The following is a 12,359-nucleotide window of genomic DNA, read 5'->3' as shown; positions in this document are numbered from 1 at the left end:
TTATGATATATAAAGTAATTACAAGCGTTTGGACAAGTGCTGATATTATAAAAAAATTTTATTAACTTTGATTGATATAGTGAAAGTATACAAGTAGAAGTTAAAGGTTTCTTTTATGATTACTTATAATTTTTATTATGTTAACTAACCTTGTATTGAGTATTCATTTCTATCTATTAGGACTAATAATATAACTCATAGTACAATAGTACAATCAATTTTAATCTACTCACATACCATAATAGAAATAATAAGTAAGTAGGTGACCAATAGTGCCAGATCAAAACTGGAAAAGATATTCACCTGCCTATGGCTACGTTACACTCATAGGTTCCGAACCCATCATGGTCAACTCAGGTGAAAGTATAACGTTTAATCAAAACGGTCCATTAAATCATATAAAGTTTGCCTTACCTAGCGACACCTTAATAATTGGTAAATCCGGTGACTATAAGATTGAATATGTATTATTAATCGATGGTCCTTCTTCTTCTTCAATGTATGGTTTGATTTTAAATAATGTCTAAGTAAAGTATAAAATTACCAATTATGGTATACAAAGACAAGTGAATGGAGCGAGTCTAATGCTCATTGGACAAGCTATTATTCATATTCCCAAAAATTCAACATTGGAACTTAGAAACATCGGTCCATCTACGGATACTTTGTTACCAATTATAGGTGAACAAGAAATTAATGCTGCATTATTAACAATAGTGAAGCTTAATTAACTAAAAAATTATTATAAACCCTTATATATCAAGTTCTATAATAAAATATAAAATTATTGTAGCAAATAGCCTTTAGAATTAATTCTAAAGGCTATTTGGTTCTTATAACTTTCATTATGGTAACTGAGATTGCATAGCATATGCATACATAATTGTTTTTAATCTAATAAATATGGACAAGTATACAAGCAAAAAAATATTTATTTAATAGAATATAGTCCATTAATATATTCTGTTAAATAAAAGGAGATAAAAATGTTTGGAGTTAAAAAAATTTGTTGATATCCTTCCAATTCCTTCAATAATCAGACCAAAGGGAATCTATAAAGGTAGGCCCTTTTATGATGTATGCATGATTGAAACACTACACAAGTTTCATAGAGATTTACCTAAAACCAAGGTATGGGGCTATAATGGGTTAGTACCAGGTCCAACTTTTAATGTAGAAAAAAATCAACCCATATATGTGAGATGGGCAAACAACTTACCTACAAAACATTTTTTACCAGTCGATAAAACCATTCACGGAGCTAGTCAAAATCCAGAAGTAAGAACCGTTGTACACCTGCATGGAAGCCCCTCAGAACCAGCTAGTGATGGCCATCCTGAAGCATGGTTTACAAGAGAATTTCGACAAACAGGTCCTCACTTTATGAAAGAAATTTATCATTATACGAATCGGGAAAGAGCAACTGCTCTCTGGTATCATGACCATGCACTTGGGGTTACTCGTCTGAATGTGTATGCAGGTCTTGCGGGACTTTACTTCATTCGCGATGAGCAAGAAAGATCACTGTCACTTCCTAAGGGTAAATACGAGGTACCTCTAATTATCCAAGATAAAACATTTAATCCAGACGGTTCGCTCTTTTATCCTGCACAACCAGACAATTCATCCCCTAATTTACCATACCCTTCAATTGTTCCTTCATTTTTAGGAGATACCATTACAGTTAATGGGAAAGTCTGGCCATTTTTAAAAGTAGAGCCTCGCAAATATAGATTCCGCTTATTAAACGCTTCCAATACTCGAACATATCAGTTCCAATTAAGCAACCTGCGCCCTTTTGCTTTAATTGGAACTGATGGTGGCCTTCTTTCCCGTCCAATTAAAGTGAAAAGTTTGGATGTTTCACCAGCTGAACGGATCGATATTGTTATTGATTTTTCAGGGTTGGAAGGGAAAAATGTAATATTACAAGATGGTTTTGAATCAGAAAAGCCAACCGGCGAGATAATGGAATTCCAAGTAACTAAATTTTTATCTTGTCCTGATCCGAGCAGACTTCCATCTCTCTTGAGCCATATTGACCGTATTCCATTAAATAAAGTGAAAAAGATAAGACGATTAACATTAAATGACTCGCAAGACGAATTTGGACGTCTTATGCTTTTATTTGACGATAAGGAGTGGATGGACCCAGCAACAGAAACACCCTTACTTAATTCTGTTGAAATATGGGAGTTAGTGAATTTAACCCCTGGAATTCACCCTATTCATGTACATCTGGTTAATTTTCGTGTCCTTGATCGTTATGATCAAAATGGAAACCTGGTAGCTCCTCTCCCAGCTGATTTTGGTTTGAAAGATACTGTTCTAGTAGGTCCAGGAGAAACCGTGCGAATCATCATGAGGTTTCAGCCATTTTCTGGAGACTACGTATGGCACTGTCATCGTTTAGAACATGAAGACCATGACATGATGAGGCCGTTAAAAATCATACCTTCCAATCGCAATAAACACAAATCAAACTGATAAATAAATTTCATTAGGAAATGAACTTCCCATAAAACTGAGTATGGTGAACAATAGTGAAGGTTTGTAAGCTCCGCCAGTGTTAGCTCAGGATAGTGCACAGATTTGCCTGGTTATTGGTAAGAGGAAAAGCAGATTCGTAATGCTGCTGTGACGCGTCCCGTATCTTGCCCGGAGTAAAGAACCCACCTAACCTCGTCGTATCTATAAGATGCGGAACTTGGTAAGCTCTTTTTCATCTGTACAAACAGTAGAATGGCTGCAAAGTCAAACGATTTGGCAAAGGGTAAGGGATACGAGGGAAAGCAAACCCCATTATCTCGAAAGAAAACAGGAAAGTAGGAAACTGTATAGCTGGACGGATACTATCATCCTTATGAATAAACCCATGAATAAGCACGAAAGAGAGCTGACTTCTCGTTGGTCTCTCGTAGGCACATAAGGTTGTGGCTATCCTTTGATGAAAGAAACGTACTGTTATGTATACCTCCATATGGAGCGTCAGCGTAAGTTTTACTTACCGTTATGGTATATGATGCAGATACGACAACAAATGGATCTACAACTGGGAGGATTGAGCCGTATGAATTAAAAGGCTCACGTACGGTCCTTAGGAGAGTTAGGAGCAGTAATGTCTCTCACTTATCTGACTTAATTAGATTTGTATATAATATACAGCTTATATATAGAAAAGACATTGATAAATTCCTTGTCAATGTCTTTTCTATATATGAGTGGACCTATTTAAAAGCTTTATCTAATAATGATAATATGGTATTTAAAACTTATGATAAATAAGAAATTAGTTTTTTGTTATTATCATAAGTTTTGTCTAAACTAATTACATAAAAAAGGATACGGTCTTTTTATATAACTTATCCCTCTTTTCAGCAATTACTTTTTCGTTTATGTTTTTTATTTAGTTCCATTGGTTATATCGTTTTTGAAGGGATAGGCTACAGTTATATCACCATATGGACCATCTTTGTATAAATTGTCTAGGAATGAGCCACGATAGGATGAAGTCTCAAGATTGGAATCACGATAGGATGAAGTCCCAAGATCGGAATCACGATAGGATGGGGCCTCAAGATTGGAATCACGATAGGATGAAGTCTCAAGATCGGAATCACGATAGGATGAAGTCTCAAGATCGGAATCATGATAGGATGAAGTCTCAAGGTCGGAATCACGATAGGATGGGGCCTCAAGATTGGAATCACGATAGGATGGGGCCTCAAGATCGGAATCACGATAGGATGGGGCCTCAAGATCGGAATCACGATAGGATGGGGCCTCAAGATTGGAATCACGATAGGATGGGGCCTCAAGGTCGGAATCACGATAGGATGAAGTCTCAAGATCGGAATCACGATAGAACGGGGCCTCAAGATTGGAATCACGATAGGATGAAGTCTCAAGATCGGAATCACGATAGGATGGGGCCTCAAGATTGGAATCACGATAGGATGGGGCCTCAAGGTCGGAATCACGATAGAACGGGGCCTCAAGATTGGAATCACGATAGGATGGGGCCTCAAGATCGGAATCACGATAGGATGGGGCCTCAAGATCGGAATCACGATAGGATGGGGCCTCAAGATTGGAATCACGATAGGATGGGGCCTCAAGATTGGAATCACGATAGGATGAAGTCTCAAGATCGGAATCACGATAGGATGGGGCCTCAAGATTGGAATCACGATAGGATGGGGCCTCAAGATTGGAATCACGATAGGATGAAGTCTCAAGATCGGAATCACGATAGGATGGGGCCTCAAGATCGGAATCACGATAGAACGGGGCCTCAAGATTGGAATCACGATAGGATGAAGTCTCAAGGTCGGAATCACGATAGGATGGGGCCTCAAGATCGGAATCACGATAGGATGAAGTCTCAAGATCGGAATCACGATAGGATGGGGCCTCAAGATCGGAATCACGATAGAACGGGGCTTCAAAATCTGGACCGTCTTTTTCTTTTCTAACTATTTTTCTGTCGATTTGGTATTCTGTTTCATGATAAGTCGGAACAGCATAGAAACGATAATCAAAATAATTAGGGTGGGTATAATATATGTCTACAGGATATGAATTTCTGCATTTATGATTAGCTGGTTGATAGGGATGCATCAGAGGATAATATGGAACATAAACATAATAGTTCATTTATTCACAACCTTTCATTTTTCATTCATCAGCATATGACCCAATTGCTTGATCTGTGTTACTAAAAAAAATTTCATATGAACAAATATTAAGAGTATTAACCGTAGCAATTATAAGGGACCAACTCTATATTCTTATGAGAAGTTATGAGGAATATTTAACCATTATGTTCAAGCAATATCTAAAGGTTTTCCCTTCTTATAAAATCCATTTAAAAATAGAAAAAATATTGTTTTCTACTTGTAATCATCAAGAATTTTTCTTTAAGAATAACCGTTCTATATTGTAGAGCCTATTTCTTTAGATTAGGTGACACTAATACAAGCCATTTTTTTTATTGTGAATATAATATCCTATTCTATATATAGGGGGTATTATATATGAATTGTTGGAATCGTCTTGTATTTTGTTGTAGATGTAGACGTCGTCATGAACGTGATTATCACCATGGTTCTAGCTGTAAACACCACCATGAATGCGATCATCACCATGATTCTAGCTGTAAACACCACCATGAATGTAATAATCATCATGATCATCATTCTAATTGTAGATGCCATCGTCACTGTAATTGCAATCATTGTGACTGTGCTAAATACTAAATGCAACTCTATAAGAATAGAATGGTCTAAGAATAGACTATTCTATTCTTATTAAACGGATTATGTAGATTGTCTTTGTATATCGTATACAGCCTAAAAGCAGAAAAAAACTACTGGATCTATCAGTAGTTTTTTTGTGCTTATAGGAATAGTACGGAAGGTTTTATAATTTATCACATTCAAATTAGTTGTAAATATTTGGACAAACATGAGGATTTTAAGATATATCTAATAAAATATGCAGTCAAAGGAAGCATGTCCAATTCTAAATAAGATATATGGTTAAGCTGTTGTTATAGCTTGAATCTGATTAGCGTTTACTGTGACAATATTTGTGCTAGCGTTTGTCCCAGTACCTGTTCTAGTAGCAAAAGAAGCTAAATTAGTTGTAGCATTAAAGCTTGAAAATACAAGATTAGTAAGTATAGCACCGCCTACGACTAAGGTTGGAACTGGTGTCCCAGGATCTAAGATTCTTAATAAGTCTGTAATCATCCTTTGTATCCCCCCTTATTGCAATAAATTAAATATAAATTATAAATTTACATTTGATTTATTATATGTAAATTTCAAGTAAGAGCTTGTACTATTTAATTATTTATTATATAAATAATTATCGAGAACAATGATTATGTTAGCTAGAAATGTATAGTGTCTACAGATTAGAAACAGAAAATTTGGTGTGATGCCTCACGTCCTCTTATGTAGCTTGAGCTTACTACAGCTATAAAATTTATTTGTTATTTTAAAATGTAGTATAAACATTCTCACGCGTTTGATCTGTTGGTTGATAAAATCAATGAGATTTATACCTACCGACTTGAGGGTGGTTATACCATGTTGTAGAACACACTCCAGGTGGTTTGAAATACCATAAACTATAATTTTCAGGCCATAAGCTTTCTACATTAATAATCTTATGTATTAAACGTTTTTCTTTTTCTCTAGTTCGTTGATAAAAATATCTGTGTGTAATAGCTTCAAATGTATATGGTTGGTGAGCAGTTGAGGAATCGTACGAAGTCCTTTACAATCAGAACAATTAGCTCTTATACGATTAATTCCTACATTACCAACAAGCAGCATACATGTTGATCTTCTCCTTTTGTTCTAAGTAATCTTGCTAAGAGGACAATGTTGAACAATTAGCATTAACAGCTGCCATAATTTTAACTCTTGTATTTTTAAACCTTATAGTAGGTCCTCTTAGGGAGGGGCATTACATAGGCGCTTTTTTAGCCTTGATTGGTCCTAGTAACAACAAATATTTAAATGCAAAGTGAATAAAATATACACTGGCTAGAAAATCAGGTACTATCCTGCTTACGTTATAATGGATTTTTATCTAAACATTTAATTTTATTTCTGATATCAAATTATACAGAATCTTATAAACTAAACTGTTTTGAATATCTTAACAGGACTAAACTTCCTTGATTTTTATTATTCTATGGGTAACAATTTTAAAAAGGCTTCTATTTTTATGAAGCCTTTTTGTTGCAAAAAAATATGCATAAGAGTATTGTAAATTCTATAGACGTTTGTAAAGTAACCTTATATTTGTATAAATGATGTAGAAGTATAAAAATGGCTGTCATTAATCCCTTATAAAACAATATTAAAGTAAAGGTTATCTTCACTGGTTAACAAGACACAGAACAGGGCATTATAGTATGAAAATTATTTCAAAGTGTAATAGCATCAATACGCTCACAATCAACTAAAAGAATACCATCATTCTTTCCCCAAAATGTAGCGAGACCAGTCTTAGGGTTAAATCCTACAAAATTCTGAACTCTTATTTGTGTACCATTTACTAAAAGGTTTTTTACCTTTTTTCCTTGGTGAAAAGTTTCCAAAAGGCTGCATACACTTTTAGAACTGTATTTTGAATTCAGATCAATATGATATACCTTCTGATTATGATCCTCGGCTATAGAATTAGAGTTAAATATTTTGGGATTGGTAAAACGGTTAACAAAAATTGACATTTTAGGTTTCCCTTTCTTAGTTTAGATAATATTTGAATAGAGCGTCTTTTTAAATTAACAGAAGAGCCCTTTTACAAGCTCTTCTGCAGTTACACTGTTACACTATTATCTTATAATGCTACTCAATTCGAAGTGCTTGTATATCTCTACAATCTAAAACAATAATAGTTCCTGTCTCCGTTTCCACATCAACAAAAGTTGCACAGAAAGTATCTAAATTAAAGTTAGTAAAAATAAGGTCTTCCAGTACATTTCCGTTTAGGAATATATCAACTTGTGTCCCTGGTTGTAATCTTTCTAACTGATCACATACACACTTATGATCTCTGCTCATACAAAACCCCTCCTTAAAAAGAAAAATAAATTCACATTGCTATATATTATATGAAAAATATTAAACATTGAATGGACAAAGTATAGAGGGGAAATACCTATTTTCAGCTGTATATTAACATCAATACCAAATTTGTACATGATAAGCTCATTTAGATAAAAAGGGATATCGAGATTAGAAACTAAATCTCAAAAGTTAGATACATTATCTAAGCAACTAATGAGGTCGAACTCTTTATAGTACAAGGCTCAACCCTTTTAATTTGATTCGTTTATAATTACAATAAAGTTTGTATGTCTTCTAACTCCTGTTTAAATTGTTCCCTAATCTTATTATTTAGGGTCATTTCATTTTCCTTTATCAACTACAAAAATAAAATTATGAGGTAATTTAACACAGTTATTTTATTATAAATAAAATAACTACTGGGTTCAGTCAGTAGTTTTTCATAAAACAATTAGAAGTTTCTTATGTAAATTTCAGATGGCTACATTACATAACTTCTCCCTCTTTATTTGATGCTTGGATAAAGGGAAACATAAGAGGTAGCGGTGATAGGTAGATTAAGCTTATTTATAAGAAAATATACTATTGAAAAAAGAGATGTAAACCTAGCTATTATAAGCAATCATATGATCATTTTATGCTTGAGACTCCATCTCTTTTAGTATTTTGTTTGTGATGTAATTTCTATCCTTGCTATTGTCTAATCGTTGCCTTATTTACAAGTAAAAAATCCATATTCCTAAAAAATTCCTGATTTACTTACTGAAGAACTAGTTCAGAAATAAGATATGACTAGTTTACAACAATTTCTATTACAATTGGAGTTGCAAGAGAGAGTGTGTCACCATCTGGAATGGTGATGGCAGCAGAGGTAATAGTCGATGTATCAGCTGTTTGGATTTGACCATTAATATAAAGGTTATAATATGCAGGTGATGATGGAAAAGCTGTAGCAGCTATACCTGTATCAGTCGTAAAAGCTGTAGCAAGAATAGTATACTGTTCCATTTCCTGCTATAGAGCTGAATTTCAGGGAATTCATAAAAGGTTTTACAATAGGCATTCATATACACCCCTTTCTAAAAATATTAAGTTTAGCATTCTTTTGTGAATTTATTAACAAAAAAGAGGCAAGAAACATCCTGTAGAATATATAAAATGAAGTTTTCAAAACATAGGCTAGCTTACTTGCTGTTGGTTTTATTCTTTATTTCTTCCTACTCTTCATTTAACTGGCTATTATCTTCAAAAATTGTACTTAAAACTTAGCTGTTTTACATTTGTGCTCGAGGGAACCCTATCTTCATCTAAGTCAAAGAAAGTTATAACAATTATAAAAAGCCTACTCTTAAAATTTGAGTAGGCTAGGTTATTTTAACGCATCCATTAATATCATTAAGTTTTTCACTTGTGATTATGTTAACTATGCAAGCAATCCATTGTGCGACCATAGGTATGTCTCTATCTTTTTTAAAATAATAGAAAAAGGGTAGAGAAGCTATTCCTTTTAGCACCGGTTTGTAGTAAAAAAGAAAATATAAGGTTTTAAATGAACATAAATAAATTTTTTATATTTTATTTTTCCTTCCTATAAACTCTTGATATTAGTCAATTTATGGAGAGAGGAATAAATAATGAAGTTAGCCGAAGCATAGCCGTTGAAACTAATGATGCCAGTGATTTTCCCTATATAAAAATATTTATAATTTTTTATATCCTAGGGCACGCATACAAACAATTCATTAATCAATGATTAATATAGAAGTATGCAATCAAACCTCTTACCTAACCTGCTACTAGTACAACTAAGGAGCACGTTCTTTTACATAATCAGCACCATTAGGGATAGAGCAAGTTAGAACTAATGATTCTAATCATTTTTATTTGTATCTTAACATGTACATTTTTCATTAATGTAAATATTCGTTTCAGAATCTTTTTCCTATAGTCAAGTTTTCCTTCAGTTAGCAGGGTGTATTTTTAGAAAGACAGAAGACTCTAAGAATACAAATTATTTTATGGTTATAGATCTGTTTTAGGTGAATTCTCTAGGTGAAAAACATCTAACAGCATCGTATTTACGATACATATACTGCTTCACTAGCTTGAAAACAAAAAAAGAAAAAAGCTGATACAGTGTTCCTCCTTTTTGTTCCCCTCGTTTCATGAATTTCACAAGCCAACTTTCGGTTAGCTTATATGCTTATTCTAATGTATAAAACTTCACTTTAAATGTTTCTCCAACCAAATCTGTGAACCCTACCGTAGAACTTATAGAAGGGTTTGCAATGTACCATCCCTTACTTTGTCTAATCAGATCCGGCATTTTAAGAATTGAACCATTTCCTACATTATGCCAAATGACATGATCTGGACTGTTTAGGTCATCACTCATAACATCAAAAGTAAATGATATACCCTGATACTTCCTTTCAACTACGATCCTAACTTTTTTATTCGTAGGTAAATGAAAAAGTGAAAAATTACGACTCGATCTGCTTTTTTGGCCAGGGATTGGTGTACATAAAGAATTTATCTCTGCCTCCATTTTCAGCCTTCCCTTCTATATGGAACATAAGGAAATAATATAAAAGAAAGTAAAAATATATGATTATTTTGACAATTTTTCTCCCCTTCTAAAAAATATTAATATACAAAGATAGTAATTTCATAAGTAGTTATAAAGTGAAATGAGGAATATAAAATACAGTTAAGAACTACAGTCCTGATCTCTCTTTGAGCAAAAACAATCCGCCTCATACGGATTGTTTTTGCTTTTTTTTATAAATCACTATGTATCCTCATTTTAGTTAATGTTAATAATTTCTAAGCATATAATTCAGTAATGAAATCTTTAGAGATTTCGTAAACCTTTGGGAGGTGTAACCGTGAAAATAAGGGGTAATTTAAATGCATTAATTGGTGTCTGGTTTATTATCGCACCTTGGGTTATTGGTTTTTCAGATCAATCAGGAGCTTTATGGTCAAGTATTATTTTTGGAATCATTCAAGTTATTGTATCATTGTGGGGCTATGACAAGCCTGGTTGGAATTCTTGGCAAAACTGGATTTCAACAATTACTGGTGTCTGGTTTGTAATTTTTCCATTCATCTATTCATTAACAAATGGGGAGGTTTGGTCAAGTGTAATTCTTGGTTTAATCACGATTATATTTAGTTTATGGAGCTTGGGATCTAATTCGGGATCAAAGGCTGTGGATTAAAGATAAAATGGATAGGAGCCAACTATTTGAGCAAGCTACTTAACAACGATGAAGTAGTTAAGGCCCCAAAAAGTGGAGATCTAAAAAAACGGAGCTATTCCCTAAAGGGAGTAGCTCCCTATTTTTAGAGTTGATTGTACATATTTAAGATCCCGATTTCCTTATGCAACAAGTTGCTCGTTAGAATAATTTACTGGGAATTATCGATTTAATCATTTTTGTCTCTTTATATAAATATATTGATTTTTTAATACTTCTACTATGTAAAACCTTACCTTTTCCCTCCCTCATTAGGGTTTCATGAAAATTCTTAAAAAAGTATTCTCCATTTCTAGTCTTTTGATGTAACGTTCCTGATCAGTGTATTCTTTTTTTATGCACGCCCCTATTATCTAAAGAAAGCTTGATCCTCCTTTCCATTCAAGGTTGCCCAACTATGATTTTTCCATCACCTACTCTAAGGGCGCAGCCTAGAAGTTCAGTGGTTTTTTCTACTTTGAACGTATACAATATGGAAAATTATCTAGTTAAAATAATCATTATTATCCAGCCATTGGAACCCTTAATTTTAATGGTTTTTCATCTATTTGCACATGTCCAAACTTTTTTCATTCAAGTGAATATTCTACTAGTAAAAATATCTTTTATGAAAGGAGAACATCACTTTGCCAATTAATATTCAACCGATCCTCATCAGTATGGAACTTATTCTACAGGATGTTTTAAAAACAAATTTCGTTCCGCCACGGTACCCCGCCGCATTCAGAGAAATAGCCATACCTGTCCCTACACCTCCGGGAGTTACCAATTTACCCGCCTTTATTTATTTTGACCTTGATAATCAATTCACTCTAACACAAGAACAAGATATTAAAGATGCCATTTCACTTGTACTATTTAATTGGTTCCATCATCTAAGTCAAAAATGGAATGGTGGAGCTAATAACGGTATTTCTGATTTAGCTGCTTGTAATAATGTGTATGCAATACGGAGTTTACAACCTGCTTGGTATATTGGACCACGTATCCCCAATGGGTTAGTGGCTACGAATGTAGCTATGGATCAATTCACCCGGCTTATACGTGACAACGGTTTGCGTCTTGCTCCCAAAGCGAAAATTTTTGCTGGTTCCCTTGTTAATGACTCCCTTACTTTGGCTTTAACAGCTTTAAGTCGAACAAAAGTTCCTTTGTCATTTATTGTTGATCTATCTAAGGTAAGCAATATTGGCATAAATGCAGGATCTATTATGCATGCTTGGTTACATCGGGCAGGATTTTATGACCCTAATACAACTAGTTATTTTATTACGGAGTGTTCGATGTGTGTCATGCGAGATTATGAGCTTAAAAACCTCTTTCTACCCGATAGTGCTTTCTATAAATTTTTTAGCTAATGATGAAGAAACTAAAAGTGTAGGTCATATACAAAATTAGTTTCTATAGGATTGGCTAAATAAATGAAGCTTATCGGTAATCACTGGATATATACCACTATAGGCAAGCCCTTCAGTATTGAATTGAAGGGCTTACTTATAGTGGTAGC

The 12,359-nt window shown here is 33.8% G+C and carries 11 protein-coding genes and 2 pseudogenes; 5 read left to right on the top strand and 8 right to left on the bottom strand.

All coding sequences use genetic code 11. From position 1 onward, the window contains the following. The first annotated feature begins 272 nt into the window (after positions 1-272). From ACLHDF_RS23665 to ACLHDF_RS23655, 3 genes are all read left to right on the top strand, one after another. Positions 273-527, top strand: a complete 255-nt coding sequence (locus ACLHDF_RS23665; RefSeq protein WP_413921035.1) for a hypothetical protein — start codon at positions 273-275, stop codon at positions 525-527. A gap of 57 nt (positions 528-584) precedes the next feature. Further along, positions 585-731: a hypothetical protein gene (locus tag ACLHDF_RS23660; protein ID WP_413921034.1), complete on the top strand. Its 147-nt coding sequence runs from the start codon at positions 585-587 to the stop codon at positions 729-731. A 259-nt stretch (positions 732-990) separates the two neighbouring features. Then, positions 991-2,487, top strand: coding sequence for a multicopper oxidase family protein (locus ACLHDF_RS23655; protein WP_413921033.1), 1,497 nt, complete (start codon positions 991-993; stop codon positions 2,485-2,487). Positions 2,488-3,402: 915 nt separating this feature from the next. Here ACLHDF_RS23655 and ACLHDF_RS23650 read toward each other — a convergent pair. The 8 genes and pseudogenes from ACLHDF_RS23650 to ACLHDF_RS23615 form a co-directional block, all read right to left on the bottom strand. Continuing rightward, positions 3,403-4,656: a pentapeptide repeat-containing protein gene (locus ACLHDF_RS23650; RefSeq protein ID WP_413921032.1), complete on the bottom strand. Its 1,254-nt coding sequence runs from the start codon at positions 4,654-4,656 to the stop codon at positions 3,403-3,405. A 374-nt stretch (positions 4,657-5,030) separates the two neighbouring features. Then, positions 5,031-5,237, bottom strand: coding sequence for a hypothetical protein (locus tag ACLHDF_RS23645; RefSeq protein ID WP_413921031.1), 207 nt, complete (start codon positions 5,235-5,237; stop codon positions 5,031-5,033). Positions 5,238-5,540: 303 nt separating this feature from the next. Next, positions 5,541-5,753, bottom strand: a complete 213-nt coding sequence (locus ACLHDF_RS23640; protein WP_413921030.1) for a hypothetical protein — start codon at positions 5,751-5,753, stop codon at positions 5,541-5,543. Positions 5,754-6,054: 301 nt separating this feature from the next. Continuing rightward, positions 6,055-6,403: pseudogene (locus tag ACLHDF_RS23635) on the bottom strand (cell wall hydrolase). Between the two features lie 540 nt (positions 6,404-6,943). Then, positions 6,944-7,249 (bottom strand): hypothetical protein, encoded by a 306-nt coding sequence (locus ACLHDF_RS23630; RefSeq protein ID WP_413921029.1) that lies wholly within the window; start codon positions 7,247-7,249, stop codon positions 6,944-6,946. 118 nt (positions 7,250-7,367) lie between these two features. After that, a complete protein-coding gene (locus tag ACLHDF_RS23625; RefSeq protein ID WP_055991493.1) occupies positions 7,368-7,583 on the bottom strand; it encodes a hypothetical protein in 216 nt (71 codons plus the stop codon). A 798-nt stretch (positions 7,584-8,381) separates the two neighbouring features. Continuing rightward, positions 8,382-8,652, bottom strand: a pseudogene (locus ACLHDF_RS23620) (DUF4183 domain-containing protein). Between the two features lie 1,140 nt (positions 8,653-9,792). Next, complete coding sequence (locus ACLHDF_RS23615) at positions 9,793-10,137, bottom strand: hypothetical protein (RefSeq protein ID WP_413921028.1); 345 nt, start codon at positions 10,135-10,137, stop codon at positions 9,793-9,795. Positions 10,138-10,477: 340 nt separating this feature from the next. Between ACLHDF_RS23615 and ACLHDF_RS23610 the strand changes: the two genes are divergently transcribed. Together ACLHDF_RS23610 and ACLHDF_RS23605 are read left to right on the top strand one after the other, a co-directional pair. Then, the gene (locus tag ACLHDF_RS23610; protein ID WP_180896437.1) at positions 10,478-10,813 is read left to right on the top strand and encodes an SPW repeat protein; all 336 of its coding nucleotides are present in this window, start codon (positions 10,478-10,480) and stop codon (positions 10,811-10,813) included. A 665-nt stretch (positions 10,814-11,478) separates the two neighbouring features. Beyond that, on the top strand, positions 11,479-12,210 hold the full coding sequence (locus ACLHDF_RS23605) for a hypothetical protein (protein ID WP_413921027.1): 732 nt from the start codon (positions 11,479-11,481) through the stop codon (positions 12,208-12,210). Positions 12,211-12,359: the final 149 nt, after the last annotated feature.

The sequence above is a fragment of the Priestia megaterium genome (genome assembly GCF_046599315.1).
Lineage (GTDB): Bacteria > Bacillota > Bacilli > Bacillales > Bacillaceae_H > Priestia > Priestia megaterium_F.
This window is presented reverse-complemented; position numbering and strand designations above follow the sequence as displayed.